The 18,135-nt window shown below is 37.8% G+C and carries 15 protein-coding genes and 1 pseudogene; 15 read left to right on the top strand and 1 reads right to left on the bottom strand.

Features of this window, described 5'->3' with window-relative positions:
• Window positions 1-3 precede the first annotated feature (3 nt).
• The 11 genes and pseudogenes from G585_RS0112800 (at window position 4) to G585_RS18090 (ending at window position 11,753) form a co-directional block, all read left to right on the top strand.
• Window positions 4-891 (top strand): YicC/YloC family endoribonuclease, encoded by an 888-nt coding sequence (locus G585_RS0112800; protein ID WP_022775503.1) that lies wholly within the window; start codon window positions 4-6, stop codon window positions 889-891.
• Window positions 884-1,147, top strand: coding sequence for a DUF370 domain-containing protein (locus G585_RS0112795; RefSeq protein WP_022775502.1), 264 nt, complete (start codon window positions 884-886; stop codon window positions 1,145-1,147). Before G585_RS0112800 ends, G585_RS0112795 begins: the two co-directional genes overlap by 8 nt.
• Window positions 1,137-1,757, top strand: a complete 621-nt coding sequence (gene gmk / locus G585_RS0112790; protein ID WP_022775501.1) for a guanylate kinase — start codon at window positions 1,137-1,139, stop codon at window positions 1,755-1,757. Before G585_RS0112795 ends, gmk begins: the two co-directional genes overlap by 11 nt.
• Before the next feature lie 79 nt (window positions 1,758-1,836).
• Entirely contained in the window at window positions 1,837-2,130 is a 294-nt protein-coding gene (rpoZ, locus tag G585_RS18100) for a DNA-directed RNA polymerase subunit omega (protein WP_022775500.1), read from the top strand.
• Between the two features lie 12 nt (window positions 2,131-2,142).
• The gene (gene rimO / locus G585_RS0112780) at window positions 2,143-3,522 is read left to right on the top strand and encodes a 30S ribosomal protein S12 methylthiotransferase RimO (RefSeq protein WP_022775498.1); all 1,380 of its coding nucleotides are present in this window, start codon (window positions 2,143-2,145) and stop codon (window positions 3,520-3,522) included.
• Window positions 3,506-4,048, top strand: a complete 543-nt coding sequence (gene pgsA, locus G585_RS0112775) for a CDP-diacylglycerol--glycerol-3-phosphate 3-phosphatidyltransferase (protein ID WP_022775497.1) — start codon at window positions 3,506-3,508, stop codon at window positions 4,046-4,048. Before rimO ends, pgsA begins: the two co-directional genes overlap by 17 nt.
• A 46-nt stretch (window positions 4,049-4,094) precedes the next feature.
• Window positions 4,095-5,423: pseudogene (locus G585_RS18095) on the top strand (DEAD/DEAH box helicase); the annotation flags it as partial.
• 635 nt (window positions 5,424-6,058) lie between these two features.
• On the top strand, window positions 6,059-7,258 hold the full coding sequence (locus G585_RS20130) for an ion transporter (RefSeq protein ID WP_022775494.1): 1,200 nt from the start codon (window positions 6,059-6,061) through the stop codon (window positions 7,256-7,258).
• A gap of 70 nt (window positions 7,259-7,328) precedes the next feature.
• Complete coding sequence (locus G585_RS0112760; RefSeq protein WP_022775492.1) at window positions 7,329-8,156, top strand: HAD-IIA family hydrolase; 828 nt, start codon at window positions 7,329-7,331, stop codon at window positions 8,154-8,156.
• Between the two features lie 47 nt (window positions 8,157-8,203).
• Complete coding sequence (locus G585_RS0112755; protein WP_022775491.1) at window positions 8,204-9,760, top strand: DUF6020 family protein; 1,557 nt, start codon at window positions 8,204-8,206, stop codon at window positions 9,758-9,760.
• A gap of 61 nt (window positions 9,761-9,821) precedes the next feature.
• A complete protein-coding gene (locus G585_RS18090) occupies window positions 9,822-11,753 on the top strand; it encodes an alpha-L-arabinofuranosidase C-terminal domain-containing protein (protein ID WP_022775489.1) in 1,932 nt (643 codons plus the stop codon).
• A 96-nt stretch (window positions 11,754-11,849) separates the two neighbouring features.
• Here G585_RS18090 and G585_RS0112745 read toward each other — a convergent pair whose 3' ends face one another.
• Window positions 11,850-12,494, bottom strand: a complete 645-nt coding sequence (locus G585_RS0112745) for an RpiB/LacA/LacB family sugar-phosphate isomerase (RefSeq protein WP_022775488.1) — start codon at window positions 12,492-12,494, stop codon at window positions 11,850-11,852.
• Window positions 12,495-12,730: 236 nt separating this feature from the next.
• Here G585_RS0112745 and G585_RS0112740 point away from each other — a divergent pair, with 236 nt between their 5' ends.
• The 4 genes from G585_RS0112740 to G585_RS0112725 are packed head-to-tail and all read left to right on the top strand — an operon-like array spanning window position 12,731 to window position 17,657.
• The gene (locus tag G585_RS0112740) at window positions 12,731-14,089 is read left to right on the top strand and encodes a tetratricopeptide repeat protein (protein ID WP_022775487.1); all 1,359 of its coding nucleotides are present in this window, start codon (window positions 12,731-12,733) and stop codon (window positions 14,087-14,089) included.
• Window positions 14,086-14,772 carry a thiamine diphosphokinase gene (locus tag G585_RS18085; protein WP_022775486.1) on the top strand — a complete coding sequence of 229 codons (687 nt, stop codon included), beginning with the start codon at window positions 14,086-14,088 and terminating at the stop codon, window positions 14,770-14,772. The genes G585_RS0112740 and G585_RS18085 overlap by 4 nt, the downstream gene beginning before the upstream one ends.
• Window positions 14,769-15,944 carry a cation diffusion facilitator family transporter gene (locus tag G585_RS0112730; protein ID WP_022775484.1) on the top strand — a complete coding sequence of 392 codons (1,176 nt, stop codon included), beginning with the start codon at window positions 14,769-14,771 and terminating at the stop codon, window positions 15,942-15,944. The genes G585_RS18085 and G585_RS0112730 overlap by 4 nt, the downstream gene beginning before the upstream one ends.
• An 18-nt stretch (window positions 15,945-15,962) precedes the next feature.
• Window positions 15,963-17,657 carry a DUF4153 domain-containing protein gene (locus G585_RS0112725; RefSeq protein ID WP_022775483.1) on the top strand — a complete coding sequence of 565 codons (1,695 nt, stop codon included), beginning with the start codon at window positions 15,963-15,965 and terminating at the stop codon, window positions 17,655-17,657.
• Window positions 17,658-18,135: the final 478 nt, after the last annotated feature.

The raw sequence follows: 18,135 nt of genomic DNA, 5'->3' as shown, positions 1-18,135 counted from the left end.
ATAATGGTCTGCAGCATGACAGGTTTTGGCAGAAGTGAGATTACAGAAGGAAATCGCAAGTACATTGTAGAGCTTAAGTCGGTAAATAACCGCTATCTTGATATCAATATCAAGATGCCAAAAAAGTTTAATGCATTTGAGGCTGCAATCCGCAGCGAACTTAAGAACTATATGAAGCGTGGCAAGGTTGACGTTTTCATTAGTTATGAGGATTTTTCAGAGTCAGAGACAAAGGTAAAATACAACAAGGCTATAGCACAGGAGTATTATTCCTACCTGAATGAAATGGCAGGTGATTTTGGCCTTGACAATGATGTAAGGATCTCTGTTCTTTCCAGATTCCCGGAAGTTTTTACAATGGAAGAGGAAGAGCTTAATGAAGAGGAAGTATTAAGCGGCCTTATGAAAGCTCTTGCAGGTGCCGGTAAGCAGTTTATGGAGTCAAGAGCTCGTGAAGGCGAGTTTTTATGTAAGGATCTTACCGAGAAGCTTGATGGAATGATGGAGAATGTTGAGTATATTGCTGAGCGTTCACCTGAGATCATCAAGGAGTACAAAGATAAGCTTCGTGAGAAGATCCAGGATCTTCTTGAGGACAAGCAGGTTGATGAAAACAGACTTGCGATGGAAGTCACTATTTACGCTGATAAGATTTGCGTAGATGAAGAGATCACAAGGCTTCGCAGCCATATAGGAGCTACAAAAGATACCCTTTTAAAGGGTGACGATAAGGATGGCATTGGCAGAAAGCTCGATTTCCTTGCACAGGAGATGAACAGAGAAGCCAATACAATTCTTTCAAAGTCTACAGATCTTAAGATCTCAGACAGAGGAATTGCTCTTAAGACTGATATCGAAAAAGTAAGGGAGCAGATACAAAACATTGAATAAACTCATTCACATTGGATTTGGCAATATTGTTAATGCAGACAAAATAATAAGCATTGTTAGTCCTGATGCTGCGCCGGTTAAGCGCATGGTTCAGAAAGCCCGTGAAGAGGGAAAAAGCGTTGATGCTACCCAGGGGCGTAAGACCAAGGCAGTACTTGTTATGGAAAATGGTATGCTTGTATTATCAGCTCTTTTGCCGGAAACCATATGTAACAGAGCTATATCGGAGAGTGAGAATAGTCAGGATGAAACGTAAAGGAATTATTATTGTTGTTTCAGGGTTCTCAGGAGCAGGAAAGGGAACCATCATGAAAGAGCTGACGAAAAGGTATGATCAGTATGCTCTTTCTATCTCAGCTACAACCAGAAACCCAAGAGAGGGTGAGGAAAATGGCAGAGAGTATTTCTTTATTACTACTGAAGAGTTTGAGAAGCTTATTGCTGAGAACGGACTTATTGAGCATGCCAAATATGTAAATAACTATTATGGCACCCCGAGGAAATATGTTGAAGAAAAGCTATCTCAGGGAATTGATGTTATCCTTGAAATAGAGATTCAGGGAGCGCTTCAGATAAAAGAGCAGTATAAAGATGCAGTATTACTCTTTGTAATGCCACCATCAGCTCAGGTCCTTGAAAAGAGACTTCGCGGAAGAGGAACAGAAACTGATGAAGTTATAGCAAAACGCCTTGCAAGAGCAAAAGAAGAAGCTGTTGGAATTGAAAAATATGACTACATCGTAGTTAACGATGACCTTGATGAATGTGTTGAAAAGGTTCATGAGATCATCAGTTCAGCTCACAACACTCCTGACAGGAATGCCGATTTTATCAATGAAATGAGAGATCAGCTGAATAAGTTTTAATTAGTTAAGATCAGAGCTTTAAAAAGCTTTGTTAAATAAACAAATATTATGTGTTGCGTACCACGCAGAAAGGAACATTATGATACATCCTTCATATGTAGATTTAATGAATGTAGTAAACAAGGGAGTTGAGGAAGGCGAAGAGCCAGTTATCAGCTCAAGATATTCAATCGTTATGGCAACATCAAAGAGAGCAAGACAGATCATTGCTGGTGATGAGCCAATGGTTAAGGTAAAGGACAAGCAGAAACCTCTTTCTATCGCTGTTGAGGAGATGAATCAGGATACTCTCAGAATCCTTACAGATGAAGAGAAGGCTAAGCTTGAGGAATCAACTGAAGAAACAGAAGAGACAGAAAGCGCAGAAGAGTAATTTTAAAAAGATATGAAGATATTATTTGTGTCACTTGGTTGTGACAAAAACAGAGTTGATACCGAGGTAATGCTCGGTATGCTCGAAAGTCATGGTTATGACTTTACAGATGACACCGATGAAGCCGAAGCAGCAGTTGTTAACACCTGCTGCTTTATTGGTGATGCGAAAGAGGAAAGTATCAATACTATCCTCGAAATGGCAGAGTATAGAAAAAGCGGCAAGTATAAGGCTTTGATCGTTACCGGATGCCTTGGACAGAGGTACAAGGAGGAAATTCAGAAAGAAATTCCTGAGGTTGATGAGATTCTTGGTATATCATCAATTGATAAGATTGTTCAGGCGCTTGATGAAACATTAAAGAGAAATGAACTTTTCTCTCACAAGAACTATTTTGATGATGTTAACAAGCTTCAGAGAGGTGGTCACAAGAGGGTGATGACCACCGGAGGTGTTTACAATTACCTCAAAATTGCAGAGGGGTGTGATAAGCACTGTACTTACTGTATTATTCCATCAATTAGAGGATCTTACAGAAGTATTCCGATGGAGGATATTCTCAAGGATGCCAGAAGTCTGGCAGAGGCAGGCGTCTCTGAACTTTTGGTAGTTGCCCAGGAGACTACACTGTATGGAACAGACATCTATGGAGAAAAGAAGCTTCCTGAGCTTTTACATAAGCTTTGCGAGATAGATGGTATTAAATGGATAAGAGTTCTCTACTGTTATCCAGAAGAGATCAATGAGGAGCTTATCCAGACTATTAAAAATGAGCCTAAGATCTGTCATTATCTTGATCTTCCAATTCAGTCAGGTTCTGATTCTATCCTTAAAAGAATGGGAAGAAAGACAAATAATGCTGAGATAAGAGAACTTGTAAAGCACCTCAGAGAAGAGATTCCTGATATTTGTCTTAGAACAACCCTTATCAGCGGATTCCCTGGAGAAACTGCAAAAGATCACAATGAGACAATGAAACTTGTGGAAGATCTGCGATTTGACAGACTTGGGGTATTTACATACTCTCAGGAAGAGGATACACCTGCAGCAACTATGCCAGATCAGGTTTCAGAGAGGGTTAAGACAACCCGCAGAAATAAGCTTATGAAGCTTCAGCAGAAAATAGCCTTTGAAGGCGCTGATTCCATGGTTGGAAAGACTGTTGATGTTATAATAGAAGGTAAGATCGTGGATGAAGAGGCAAGCAGCCTTGATGGATTTACATATGTAGGAAGGACATATAAAGATGCACCGGATATTGACGGATATGTATTTGTTTCCGGTGTTCAAAAAGATCTTATGTCCGGAGCAATACTAAAGGTTCTTATAACAGGTTCTAATGAATATGATTTAGTTGGGGAGGAAGCAGAAACATATGAATTTACCGAATAAGTTGACCGTTGCGAGAGTAATACTAATTCCATTTTTTGTATTCTTTTTATTGTTTGATCCGTCTAATGATGCTTTTAAGTGGACAGCACTTGCGATATTCATTATAGCAAGTCTTACAGATATGCTTGATGGTAAGATTGCCCGCAAATATAATCTGATCACAGATTTTGGTAAGTTCATGGACCCACTTGCAGATAAGCTTCTTGTTTGCAGCGCAATGATAGGACTTATTGAACTTGGCCGTATACCTTCATGGATAGTTATAATAATTATTGCCAGAGAGTTTGTTATCAGCGGTTTCAGACTCATTGCAGCAGACAATGGAAGAGTTATAGCTGCAAGCTATTGGGGCAAATTTAAGACAACATTCCAGATGATAATGGTGATACTTATGATTGCCAATATTGATCATCCTGTAATGCATGTTCTTACAACAGTTATTATGTGGGTAGCTTTGGCACTTACGATCATCTCACTCGTTGATTACCTTGTAAAAAACAAGGACGTTATGAGCGGAGAGGTCTAATTTATTTTAGTTAGTTTTTTGTTTATGAATAGAAATAGGAGTTTTAATGAGTAAAGATTTAGAAAAAAATACTGTTAATGTCGAGGAGGAAAAGGTAAGATACGAGGATTCAGGTCTTGATGAAAAAATATTAAGAGCAGTTTCTGAAATGGGATTTGAGTATATGTCACCAATCCAGAAGGCTGCAATACCTGTAATGCTTGAGGGAAAAGATATAATTGGACAGGCACAGACAGGAACTGGTAAGACTGCCGCATTTGGTATTCCGCTTTTGCAGCAGGTTGATCCTGCAAATAAGCATTTGCAGGCTGTTGTACTGTGTCCTACAAGAGAGCTTGCTATGCAGGCTGCTGATGATATAAGAGATTTTGCAAAATATATGTTTGGCATTAAAGTTCTTGCTGTCTATGGTGGACAGGATATCTCAAGACAGATAAAGGCTTTATCTGCTGGAGTTCAGATAGTAGTTGGAACTCCTGGACGAGTAATGGATCACATGCGCAGACATACTATGAAGATGAAGGATGTAAAGGTTCTTGTCCTTGATGAAGCAGATGAGATGCTTGATATGGGATTCAGGGATGATATCGAGACTATCCTTCAGGGAATGCCTGAAGAGAGACAGACAGCTCTTTTCTCTGCTACAATGCCTGAAGCAATACTTCAGATCACAAAGAAGTATCAGAAAGAAGATGCTGAGTATATAAAAATGACTCCAAAGGAGATCACTGTTGCAGCTATAGAACAGAGCTATTACAGAGTTCCTCAGAAGTCAAAAGAAGAAGTTCTTGTAAGACTTATGGATTACTACAATCCATCAAGATCACTTATTTTCTGTAACACAAAAAGAATGGTTGATCAGCTCGCTGAAAGTCTTAAGGGCAAGGGATACCAGGCTGATGGACTTCATGGTGATCTTTCACAGAACCAGCGTGACACTGTAATGAACTTATTTAGAAGTGGAAGGATCAATATCCTTATAGCAACTGATGTTGCTGCAAGAGGAATTGACGTAAGCGGTGTAGAAGCAGTATTTAACTTTGATATTCCAGAAGATATAGAGTATTACGTTCACAGAATCGGACGTACAGGTCGTGCCGGCAGAAGCGGTCAGTCATTTACTCTTGTCGGTGGAAGAGAAATGTACAAACTCAGAGAGATTGAGAAAGTTTGTCATACAAAGATTGAGGAAAGAAAAGTACCGTCAGCAAAAGAGATTACAAGAGTTAAGTCTCAGAAAGTATTTGCTGAAGTTATAGATATTATTGAAAACGGTGATATTTCATCTGCACTTGAGTTTGTTAATCAGAAGGTTGAAGAGGGTGAGTATACTGCAGAACAGCTTGCAGCAGGATTTATGAAGCTCAAGATGGGTGCAGATATTGAAGACCTTGTATTTGATTTCGGACACAGACGTGGCGACAGAGACAAGGACAGAGGAAAAGGCGGTTTTGGTCGTGGAAGGCGTGATGGACGTGATGGCAGGATGAACCGCGAAGGCCGCGATGGTCACGACGGACGAAAGTTTAAGTCCGGTAAAGATGACAGAAAGGGCAGAAAGTCTCAGTCTTCATCTGATAGGAAGTTTGATAAAAAGAAAACTCCAGCTAAGGATGAATATCTTTTTGAAAAACCAAAAAGAAGAAACAAGACAAAGGATGAAACGACTCGAAAGTCGTCTTTAGATGAAGCACTTGTAGAGAGCATCAAAAAAGACAGAAAAAAGACTTCTGATAAAGCTCAGGCTTCAAGAGCAGAAAGACCTGAGAGAAAACGCTCTGCCAGGGGAAATGCGGAGTTTGAAAATGTTGGACGTCTCAACATAAAAGGTGAGGAGTCAACAAAAGCGTGGTATGTTGGAGAAGACAGCAATACTATGAATGTATCAAAGTCTGAAAAGAAGCATATCAAGGCTGAAAACAAGAAGAGAAGTATTGATTATTTACAGGATGTTAGTGACTTTGTCATGGAAAGCTTTGGTAAGCGCAGAAAGTAAAAGGGGGATGGGAAATGGTTACTAAGGTGAAGATAAACCGTGTTAGAGCAAAGATTTTTAATATGGTTAGCACTGGAGTAATTGATGAACCCATAAACAGGTTTTACGATTTTCTAAGTATCGTAGCACTTGTTCTCAATCTTTTTGCTGCATTTGCAATAACATTTGATTATATGGAGGAGCACTATAAAGGGCTCCTCCTTGCTATTGAAGCAGTTACAACTTTTTTCTTTGCAGTAGATTATGTACTGCGTCTTTTATCATCGGCTGAACTATACCCTAAACTATCAGAGCCTAAGGCAGCACTCAGGTATATTTTTTCTTTAGCCGGGATCATAGATCTTTTATCCTTTCTTCCTTATTACCTTCCGGTATTTTTCCCTGCGGGAGGAACAGTATTCAGACTCTTTAGGGTTGCGAGGATACTTAGGCTTTTCAGGATCAATTCCTATTATGATCAACTGAATGTTATTACAGAAATTATTGTTTCAAAAAGCCAGCAGCTTCTTGCATCTGTTTTTATCATCTTGATATTGATGATGGCATCAAGCCTTTGCATGTATAGCGTTGAGCATGATGCACAACCCGATGTGTTTCAAAATGCATTTTCCGGTATATGGTGGTCGGCATCAACACTTCTTACTGTAGGATATGGTGATATTTACCCGGTTACAATAATGGGTAAGATTCTTGGAATAATAATCAGTTTCCTTGGGGTTGGAATGGTTGCTATTCCTACAGGTATTATTTCTGCCGGGTTCGTTGAGCAGTATCAGAGGCTTAAGACAGTAGGAGAGTTTGCTGAAGAGGAAAATATACACTTTATCAGGGTAAGACTTACTGAAAATGATAAATGGTCTGGCAAGAAGATCATGGAAATTGGAATCCCAAGGGATGCAATGATAGTTGCTATTCAAAGAGGCAGGGAAACTCTGATCCCACGTGGCTCTACAGTATTGAAAACCGGTGACATTATTGTTATGTGCGCTGAGAAGAGTAAGGATATCCAGCCAATTGAGCTAAAGGAAATAACTATAAATGAAGGACATTCATGGAATGGGATGGCAATAAGAGATATAGATATTTCCAGACAGAGTTATATCTTTATGATCCGAAGACGTGGCAAGGCTATCATTCCAAAGGGTAGCCTTGTGATAAGAGCAGGGGATATAGTTCTTTTATATGAGAAGCACGTTAATAATGAGAATGTGTAAATAAAGAATACGCGCAGTGCTATATATGATTGAAAGTTAACAGTAACAGCGTGAAAACTGAGAGAATAATATGAACGAGACTGATATATTAAAAGATATAGACCTTTTTGTCCTTGATATGGATGGAACATTTTATTTGGGAAATAATATAATATATGGTTCCCTGGAGTTCCTTGAAGCAGTAAAAAAAGCTGGTAAAAGGTATATGTTTTTTACCAATAATTCTTCCACTAATTCGGATAAATATATAGAGAAGCTTGCAGGCATGAATTGCTTTATAGGAAAAGATCAGATCATGACATCAGGAGATGTGATGATAAGATTTTTGAAGAATAATTATGACGGAAAGAGCGTATACCTGCTTGGGACAAAGCCCTTGGAAGATAGCTTTTTAGAAGCGGGGATTGAGCTTTTTAACCGCGACAATGAGGATGCTCTTGAGCCTGATAATCTTGATAAAAGACCGGATATTGTGGTGGTTGGTTTTGATAAAACACTGGATTTCAGAAAGCTTTCCAATGCCTGCACCTATATAAGGGAAGGAGCTCTTTTCCTTGCTACTCATCTTGATATTAACTGTCCTATGCCAAATGGTTATATACCGGATTGCGGAGCCATCTGTAAGGCTATTGAGCTTTCAACAGGATGTGAGCCAAGATTTGTCGGTAAGCCATTCAAAGAAACCGTTGATATGATAGTTGATGCAACAAGGGTTCCAAAAGAGAAAATAGCTTTTGTTGGAGATAGAATTTATACGGATGTAGCCACGGGAGTAAAAAACGGAGCCAAAGGAATACTGGTTCTTACAGGGGAGTGCCAGCTTTCGGACGTCGAAAATTCTGAAGTTAAGCCTGATGCTATTTTTGAGTCTATATATGAAATGGGAAAGAAATTATAAAGGTGCTATATAAGTATATGTAAAATGCAACCAAAAGAGGGGTTCAGATGAAAGAAGTTTTTAATGTTCCAATGATGATATTGGGTTTTTTATTTGCTGTTGCTGTTGCTTTGACAAGTGTCTTTAAGCCTGACGGTGGAGCAGATTTTAATTTTATGCTGTTGCTTATTGGATTATGTATATTTGCTGCATTGGTTTTAGTTAATAGTAAATTGATAAATAATCAAAGTGGAGGTAGTGCTTTAAAAATCAATGATAAGGCTTTTTGCATCAGATGTTTTTTGATTTATATAGTGATTGGCATTTTGACGCAAATTATCTACTTTCCGGCCACTCTGTCAAATGACACTATTGTAATGATCCGTGGGGGAATGGGAGTTTCAGGACAACATCCCTGGATGTATATCGCTTTATTGCGAGGACTTGAGAAAATTGTAAAGTTTTTTGGCGGAGCGGACAATGAAGTTTTTATTATATTGGCCGTTTTTCAGGTTGTTGCAGTTTCTTTTTCATACAGTGTCTGTGTTACCTGGCTTAAAAGAAAAGGATTATCTGGAATTCCTTTATTGATCATCTGCGCTTTTTTTGCACTATGTCCAATATTGAATCTTTATATGGTTACCCTGATCAAGGATGTGCCATTTGCTCTGGGTTCTTTACTTATAATTCCTGTTATGTATGAACTTTGGGAAAGCAAAGGACAAAAGCTGTGTGAAAAATATTTTATAGCCAAATTGTGTGCTTGTTCGATTTTGTTTTTCTTTAGAAGTAATGGATCAATCATCTGCGTTATGATGGTGCTTTACTTGATGATTTCTTACAAAAGTTATTGGAAAAAAGTGGCTATATATGCTTTGTTCGTTGCTTTGCTTCTTGTTATGACAAAAGCAGTTCAAACAGTTTCGCATGCACCATATAAATTCAGAGAGGCGGTAGGAATACCTATACAGCAGATTGCGGCTACTGTATGTAATGATGGCAGGATAAATGAAGAGCAGTATGCGTTTATTGACAAAATGCTTCCTGTTGAAGAAATAAAAAAGAATTATGATCCCTATAATGTAGATCCTGTAAAGTACGGTGAAATTGAGCTGGATAGTGAGTTTTTGAATGCTAACAGATTGCAGTTTATAAAGGTGTGGGGAGAACTCCTTTTAAATAATTTTGGGATATATGTTGATGCATATTTAAGAACTACATATGGGTTTTGGTCGTTTTCAAATAATACTTTGAAAATGCGTTATACATATATTGGCGCATTTGCAGATCAGAAAATGTATTATGACTGGATGGAGTCTGAAAGAATAGTTCCTAAATCTGTTTTGCCCTCGGATTTACAAGGCTTTATAGAGAACATATATAGTTCTTCAAGCTACTTTTTTGGCGCTGGGGTTATGGCGTGGGCTATTTTGGTGCTTGTTGCTGCATTAATGAGAATACATGGAAGAAAAATAGGAATAGTGGGCTTGCCTGCAGTTTTGTGCTGGATTACATTGCTTGCTTCAACACCAATCGCTTTTCAATGGCGTTATGCTTTATCTTTTGCTTATTCCTTACCTATGCTGTACGGAATTGCTATGATATCGGCTAAAATCAGAAAATAAGAATTTGATGTAGTTTTTTATGCATAAAATATAATAAATAGATATAGAGAGGAATGCTTGTATGGGAAAGACAATTAGTAGGGGAATGTTTGGGCTTTTTTTTGAGGATATAAATTACGGCCTTGATGGGGGACTTCATGCAGAAATGCTTGAAAACCGCAGCTTTGAATTTTTGGAGGCTCACGGACATAAGTGCAATTATTATCAGAAAGGGGCTTATCTCTATGGATGGAATGCGTATCCGTTTGCCCCAAAGTCAGAGATAAGTGTATCAGATAATGAGTCACTTAATGAGGTTAATCCACATTATCTTGTAGTTAAGACAAATGAAGAAAATGCAGGCTTTTCGAACAAGGCATATGATGGAATTTACCTTGAAGCAGGTAAGTCCGCTAACGTAAGCTTTTATGCAAAAGTAAAAGAAAATAAGACAGTGACTGTAAATATCTTTTCACAGGGCGGAAAAAAGCTGTGTCACTCAGAGGAGATTACGATTTCCGGAGATTATTGGAAAAAATATGAAACAAAGATAACAGCTAAAAAGGATATTGAAAGAGGACTTTTTGTTGTTCTTATCAAGGAAAAAGGAGAAGCTTTCTTTGATCAGTTCAGAATGTATCCTGAAGATGCTGTCCTTGGACTTTTCAGGAAAGACCTGTGTGAACTTTTAAAAGATTTAAAGCCCGGATTTATGAGATTTCCCGGCGGCTGCGTAGTGGAGGGCAATGAACTCTCAAACAGATATCAGTGGAAGCTTACTGTTGGTCCATCTGAAGAGAGAAAAGCCAATTGGAATAGATGGGCGGTTCATGGAAATGATGATGATAAGGGAAACCGAGATCTTGGCGATTTTCCATATTATAACCAGACTCTTGGAATTGGCTTTTATGAGTATTTTCTTTTATGCGAATATCTTGGCTGCGAGCCGCTTCCTGTAATGAATGTCGGTCTTGCATGTCAGTATCAGTCAGATCAGCTCATTGACAGTTCTGCTCCGGAGTTTATGGAATATGTTAATGATGCTCTTGACCTTATTGAGTTTGCCAATGGTGCTACTGATACCAAGTGGGGAGCTTTGAGAGCTCAGATGGGACATCCTGATAGCTTTGATCTTAAATTTATAGGAATCGGCAATGAGCAGTGGGAGACTAAGAAAATAGACTTCTTCCACAGGTACGATGTCTTTGAAAAGGCTATTCATGAGAAATACCCTGAGATAAAGTGCTGCGGAAGTGCAGGACCTGACGTTACATCTGATCACTATAAAGAGGCTTGGGATAATTTCTCACCTAAAATGAAAGCAAAGTCAGATTACAGCTATGCTGTAGATGAGCACTATTATGTATCAGATAACTGGCTCTATGATAATGTTCATATGTACGATTATTATGACAGACACAGGAAAGTATTTGCCGGAGAATATGCATGCCACATAAATCCAGACAGGGCTCCTGAAAAGAGAAACAGCTTTGGCGCAGCTCTTGCAGAAGCTGCATTCATGACAGGTCTTGAGAAGAACGCAGATGTAGTACTTATGGCTTCATATGCACCTCTTTTTGCCCGCCTTGGATATACCCAGTGGCAACCGGATCTTATATGGTTTGATGCTAGTGCATCCTATGGAACACCAAGCTATTATGTTCAAAAGATATATTCAAACTTTACAGGAACAGAGCTGATAGATGTGGACTTTGATGACCTTGAAAAGGACAGAGTCTATGTAACTGCGTCAAAAGATGATGAGCATGTATATGTAAAGATAATCAACGCCGGAGCAAAAGATGTTGATATTGATCTTTCAAAGATATTGGTTGATGGAAAGCCTTTAGTTAATGGAATAATTCCAGAATTGCAACTATATACCATGAAAGGCAATGTTGATGACTGCAACAGCATCGAGCAGCCACAGAAAGTTGCACTGGTTTCAAATAAAGTTTCTATAGACAGTATTTATGAGTCTGTGTCCAATTCTATTGCAGTAATTGTATTATGAAACAAAGATGTTATCGCAATGAACAGCAAATTTAGTTGATAAAAGCCCGAAAGAGAAATCGCTCTTTCGGGCTTTCGTTTGCTTTATAGCCATTTATTACTTTCCGAGGATTTCGTGAACAGCTGCTTTGATGCTTTCGTCCTTTGCGTTTGCATCGAAGTACTCAAGGAAGTGCTCACCTGAAAGAGCACCCTTTACAAGTTCCTGGTCAAGATTCTTAAGGATAGATGGAACATCCTGAACATAAGTAACCTTCTTTACTTCATCAAGGATTCTCTTGTTACGCTGCTCTGGAACAGCTCTTTCTCTAGGATATCCCTGACCGCTTCCTTCGCAGAAAAGCTTCTCAAAGATGTATTCAAGGTTAAGCTCAGCGCCCCAACCTGACTTAAGTGCAAAGTTAATTGAGATGGCATTTCCATCATTGATCTGTGCGAATGTGTATGCATCAAGTGGATCAGTTACATGTCCGCAGATAACTCCCGGGAAGCTGTTGCATGCAAGCATAGCGCCTTCACCTGTTCCACATCCTGTTACTACATAGTCAACAGCACCTGAGTTAAGAAGTACACATGCAAGGATACCATTCTGAACATATGTCAGCTGTGCTTTGTCTTCAGCTGAGTACATTCCGTAGTTGAATACTTCAAAACCATGCTTGTCAGCAACTTTTTTTAATGAATTGAAGATCATTTCATTCTTTGCAGCCTGGCTGTTTTCATTGATAAGTGCAATTTTCATTTTTTTATTCCTTTCTTTATTTCAATAGGTATACTATTTGTTTATTGCCCGATACTTCTATTTTAAATGCATTAAATAATTGCGTCTATGAATTTCAAATCTTTGTATTATTTTTGCAATATTTTAGTCAAAGTATTTTGTTATAAATGCTGTCTTTAGATATATTATTTTTCATGTTATACTATTGCTTGTTTTTAGTTTATAAATTTTTAATTTTTGAAAGAGAAGGAACTAAATTGAGTTACAAGAGAAGTAAAGCCGGTAATCTGTCCGGATATAAATATAAAAAACGTCGCAGAAAAAGATTAGACATGAAGAAAATCGCTATTGTAGCGGCTTCTACAGCTCTTTTGCTGGTAGGAGGATATTTCATTTACTTGCATCTCCCATTCGTAAAGGTAAACAAGGCAATAGCAGCAGGGGATAAATATACAGAAAATGCAGATTACGAAGCTGCAATTGAATCCTACACTAAGGCTATTGATATCGATTCAAAATCTGTTAAGGCATATGCCAATCTTGCAGGTGCTTATCTTAGCATAGATGATTCACAAAGTGCCAAGGATACTCTTTATTCAGGCTGGGAAAACACTGATAACGAAGCACTTTTGGATAATTATCATATAATTATTCTTAATGAATCTGTTACTGCTATGAATGAGGAAAAAGCAGATTTTGATACAGTAAAAGCTATTTTATCAGTGCTTGTTGATGACAATAATAGTGAAGAAGCGCTTAAAATACTCGACGCAGCATCAGAAAGATGCTTTGAATCAAGCTATGGAGAAAATGCGGATTCCCTTTTCAGATCAGATAATTCAACCTATTCTGAGTACGAAGAGATGATAAGGTCTATGCTTTCTGTATATCAGAATGCGCCAAGTGATGAACTTAAGAAGGTTATTTTATCTTTTGTGACTCCTAACGTCAGCTCTTTTTCACTGAATTTGGAAGATGTTCTGAAATATAAAACTCTTATATCTGATGTCACTTCTATGCTCGGGTCATCAGATGAGATCGATAGTTTTACAGAGTGTCTTGATAATTCTCAGGAAGTTCTTTCTGTATTTTCTGGTATCTTTGAGCAGCTTGATGTTGGAAACGTAGATGAACTGCGTAATTTTGTTGTTTCTGATGAGTACATTTCACTTAGGGATGTATTTCTTAACAAGCAGGAGACTCCTCTTGAAAATACAACATATGTCCCTATCAGCAGAGAGGGCATAGTGCTTAATTGTAATGAAGATAAGTGGAGCTATCACTTCTTTAGCTTTGATGAGAATCCATCTACTTCAGGAGTCATAACTCTTTGGGCTAACTTTTTTGAAGATGACGGAGTACAGAGGGCTTCAATCTCTTACGAGCCTGCAGCTATAGACAATAATCTGTATCCACATACTCAATATTCTGTCACCTATTTGTACAGCTACATTACTTCCGGCAATTCAACAAAAGTTGCCAAGATGAATTACAGATTAGATACTACTATTACCTATGAAGACGGCACCATAGATGAAACTATTGTAGGTGACTGGGGCGGTGCCAATGAGTGGGTTATGGATATAGACACTATCGAATCCAGGATAAAAGCATGAGCAGTGAGATAATAGATGGAAAATGTGTGATCATTTCTGCAGGAGATTTTTATCCTGTTGAGATTGATCTTGAAGAAGGAGATTTTTGTATTGCATGTGATGCGGGCTTTCTGCATGCAAGGAATGTGGGTGTTTTACCAGACCTTATTGTAGGTGATTTTGATTCACTTTCTGAGCAGGGTGAGATGGCGATCAGAGATCTCATGGAAATAGAAGAAAATGATCCTGACAGGATTGTGCGTCTTAATGTAAAAAAAGACGACACTGACACTATAATGGCGGTTAAGATAGGACTTGAGAAGGGCTATCGCAAATTCTTTTTATATGGTGCTCTGGGCGGAAAAAGAGTTGATCACACGATCGCGAATATACAGACACTAAACTTTATTAGAAATCATGGCGCTAAGGGCTATATCATGGAACATGATAAGATGCTTTTGGTGGCGCATAATGAAACAGTGAAATTCCATAGGGGCAATAGCGGCTATATATCAGTGTTTTCGCTTTCTGACATCTCAAAAGGTGTTACAATCAAAGGACTGATGTATAATTTGGAGAGAGGGACACTTACTAATGACTTCCCTCTTGGAGTAAGCAATGAATTTATCATCGATGAGGAGGCAGAGATAACTGTAGAAGAGGGGACTCTACTTATCACAGTGTATTTCTCTGATGAGATATGATTTGTTTTTTAGCAAAAAGACTAATTGAAAATTATGATCAGGTTCAGGATCCGGGCGTAAGGCAACGCTATGGCATCATTAGTGGTGCCATGGGCATTGCCTTTAATATTTTTCTTTTTATCATAAAGCTTATGGCAGGAATTATCAGTGGATCAATTTCGATTTTGGGTGATGCTTTTAATAATCTTTCTGATGCCGCTTCTTCCATAGTTACTTTGATCGGATTTAAACTCTCGGGTCAGGAAGCTGATGCAGAACACCCTTTTGGCCATGGCAGACTTGAATACGTTGCAGGACTTATTGTATCTTTGCTTATAATCCTTACCGGTGTGGAACTGTTCCAACAATCTATGAACAGGATCTTCCACCCTGGTGAAGTTGATTTTGACTACTATATTGCAATAATTCTTATTATCTCTATTTTTGTAAAACTCATTATGTTTCAGAGCAATCTTTCGGCTTCTAAGCTGATTGGGAGTGCTACTTTAAAATCTGTTGCTGTAGACAGTATCTCGGATGTTGTAACTACTTCCATTGTTTTTATTTCCACTTTGATATATTTCTTTTTCAAAATTAATATCGATGGATTTGCCGGCATTTTAGTCGCGATTCTTATTATCAGATCAGGATGGGATGCGGCGAGAGACACTATAAATCCACTTCTTGGCGAACCGCCAAGTAAAGAGTTTTTAAAAGATGTGTCCGAAACTGTTAATTCATATGAAGGTGTACTTGGGGTTCACGACATAACTATTCATAACTATGGACCCACAAGAATTTTCATGTCTCTACATGTGGAAGTTCCATCTGACAGGGATCTGGTTTCAGTGCATGACATGATCGACTCCATAGAAAATGAGCTTCACCAGAAGTATCATTGCATAGCAGTTATACATATGGACCCTGTCGTTGAGGGTGACGTTGAGACAGATGAACTTAAGAAAAAGATAAGCCAGGCTCTTTATCAGCTAGATCCAAAGCTTTCTTTTCATGATTTTAGGATTACCCATAGTGAGGATGATAGAAAGACACTTAAGTTCGATGTGGTCGTTCCATATAATTATGCCTTATCTGACACTTTTATAATTGATTATCTAAAAAGGTATTCTTTGATAAAAGGTGTTATGGAGTGCGATATTACTATAGATAAAGAAAAAAGTGTTGAGAAGTAATTACTGGGGAGTATGTGTATGAAATTTAAGTGGGCTGAAGAAATAAAGGAAAAGTTTGTTAATGTAGTAAGAGAGCACCTGTTCTCAATATCAGTTTTTCTTATAGCAACTATATTATGGACAGTACAGGGAGATGGGGGTTCTGATCTATATGTCATAAAAACGATAATTCCCTTTTGGAAATTACTATTATATGGAATGACACCTGGAATTCTTTTGTGTGAAACAATCTATCACAATCATGGCTATTCTGACAAAAAGAAAACGATTCTTTATGCAGTCATTATTCCCATTTCAATTGCAATTTCATATTATTATGCATGGGTAAATGTTTTGCTTGATACAAAGCTTAAGGAAAATACTGAAAGGGCAGATTTTTTCACTGAAACTGCTTTTGAAATCTTTGTATGTTACCTTGTAACAGCTTTAGGCCTTGCTGTTTATTTCATTTATAAAAGATCTGGTGAACGCTTTGAAACATATGTGGCCAAAGCGTTTTGCGGGTTAATGAAAGCTCTTTTGGTTTGTGGGATCATAGATCTTGGAGTTTTACTGGTACTTTTGATCTTTGATGTGCTTATTATTGATACTTCATCTATTGATCTTATAATGAGAAGCGAAATAATGCTTGTAGGACTTGTGGATTATCCATGCGTCCTTATGGGCATTTCTAAAACAGAGGGTGATTTTTCAAAGTTTTCTAAAGTTGTTCTCTCATATATATTTACAGGACTTCTTGCTGTTGCTTTTTTTATAATATATCTCTATATATTTAAGATCATATTCACATGGCAGTTTCCTAAAAATCAGGTATTTTCTATACTTACTGCTTTGTTTTCATGTGGGATCATTATTTGGACAATGGCATGTGGATGCTGTCAGGAGAGATTTCTCAAACCAATAAAGATCATGCCATTTCTGTTCATTCCATTTATTGTGCTTCAGATCATGTGTCTGTATATGAGAGTAGCAGATTATGGCTTTACCAGATCAAGATACTTCGGACTTGCTTTTATTGTCTTTGAAGTTATCTATTTTGTTATGTACTGTATTGATTTCTTTGGTACAAAAGACATTACATTTAGTCTGATATTTATGATAATTGCCATGACTTTTATTGTTCTTGTTGTGCCATTTACCAATTATAAGAGCGTTGTATTATTGTCTCAAAAGAGCAGGATTGAAAAGTACTTTGCTGCTATATCAAATGGAGAAAACTTTGAGAAAAATGTAGCTTTTGAAGCATATAAGACTATAAAGAGAGAAAGCGGATACGCAGGTAATAGGTACCTTGATGATAATTATACTAAAGAACAGCTTGATGAATTAAAGAATGGTTCAGCAGATGATTATGAATCTGATACATTCTACATATATGCATACAAGCATCTGGATTATTTGAATATAGAAGGATATAAAGAGATATGCTTTGTTGATTCTGATATCTATGATGATAATACAGATCGTGTAAAGCTTGAAACAGAAAATGGCAGCTATATAGGAACGGCTGATCTTAGCGAGATAATTGACAAACTCATTGATCTGGAAAAGGCAGATATACATGATGATGACAGAAAAAATGAGGTAATCTCTCAAAAAGTGAGAGTTTCTCCCGAAGGTGAGTTTATCATAACTGAAATCAATATCTCGGGAGAGTTTGGAACTGAAACCACGATAAATTCTGTAGATGTTAAAGGTTATGTCCTCAGATGAATTAATGGTATTTTGAACCTCTGTAAACGAATATAAATTTTTTGAAAAAAATTGAAATTTGTTGTTGACACTTATGGACCTCAGTGATATATTTATATTCGTTGCTGATGCAGCCGCGAAACACAAGGCACTGCAAATGCAGCACTGGAGCGGATTTCGAGCTCCTGCACCTTGACAAATAAACAGTAATGCAACCCTGAAAAATTCCAAAAAGCAATGAGCATTGCGGAATCAGGAAAGCAGAAATCGAATGAGTTTGCTCAATGAGATTTATGATTGACTGATTACATTTTGCGAATGCAAAAGCTTGGGAATTACGAAGTAATTCGCAAGACCAATGCTCGAAAGAGAATTTATTCAGAACAAAATTAGTAAATAACGGACAGAACAAAAGCCAAGCTTAGTTCTAGCCTGATCAAACTTTTAAACGTGAGAGTTCGATCCTGGCTCAGGATGAACGCTGGCGGCGTGCCTAACA

Origin of the sequence: Butyrivibrio sp. AE2015, from assembly GCF_000420825.1 — a bacterium.
Classification (GTDB): Bacteria; Bacillota; Clostridia; order Lachnospirales; family Lachnospiraceae; genus Butyrivibrio.
The sequence above is the reverse complement of the archived record's forward strand: the minus strand, read 5'-3'. Positions and strand labels throughout refer to the sequence as shown.

Excerpts from the sequence above, each read along its gene's own strand:
- G585_RS0112725 (WP_022775483.1), top strand. The coding sequence starts at position 15,963 with ATGAAATTTAAGTGGGCTGAAGAAATAAAGGAAAAGTTTGTTAATGTA.
- G585_RS0112760 (WP_022775492.1), top strand. The coding sequence starts at position 7,329 with ATGAACGAGACTGATATATTAAAAGATATAGACCTTTTTGTCCTTGAT.
- G585_RS0112800 (WP_022775503.1), top strand. The coding sequence starts at position 4 with ATGGTCTGCAGCATGACAGGTTTTGGCAGAAGTGAGATTACAGAAGGA.
- G585_RS0112745 (WP_022775488.1), bottom strand. The coding sequence starts at position 12,494 with ATGAAAATTGCACTTATCAATGAAAACAGCCAGGCTGCAAAGAATGAA.
- G585_RS18085 (WP_022775486.1), top strand. The coding sequence starts at position 14,086 with ATGAGCAGTGAGATAATAGATGGAAAATGTGTGATCATTTCTGCAGGA.
- G585_RS20130 (WP_022775494.1), top strand. The coding sequence starts at position 6,059 with ATGGTTACTAAGGTGAAGATAAACCGTGTTAGAGCAAAGATTTTTAAT.
- G585_RS0112730 (WP_022775484.1), top strand. The coding sequence starts at position 14,769 with ATGATTTGTTTTTTAGCAAAAAGACTAATTGAAAATTATGATCAGGTT.
- gmk (WP_022775501.1), top strand. The coding sequence starts at position 1,137 with ATGAAACGTAAAGGAATTATTATTGTTGTTTCAGGGTTCTCAGGAGCA.
- pgsA (WP_022775497.1), top strand. The coding sequence starts at position 3,506 with ATGAATTTACCGAATAAGTTGACCGTTGCGAGAGTAATACTAATTCCA.
- G585_RS18090 (WP_022775489.1), top strand. The coding sequence starts at position 9,822 with ATGGGAAAGACAATTAGTAGGGGAATGTTTGGGCTTTTTTTTGAGGAT.
- G585_RS0112755 (WP_022775491.1), top strand. The coding sequence starts at position 8,204 with ATGAAAGAAGTTTTTAATGTTCCAATGATGATATTGGGTTTTTTATTT.
- rpoZ (WP_022775500.1), top strand. The coding sequence starts at position 1,837 with ATGATACATCCTTCATATGTAGATTTAATGAATGTAGTAAACAAGGGA.
- rimO (WP_022775498.1), top strand. The coding sequence starts at position 2,143 with ATGAAGATATTATTTGTGTCACTTGGTTGTGACAAAAACAGAGTTGAT.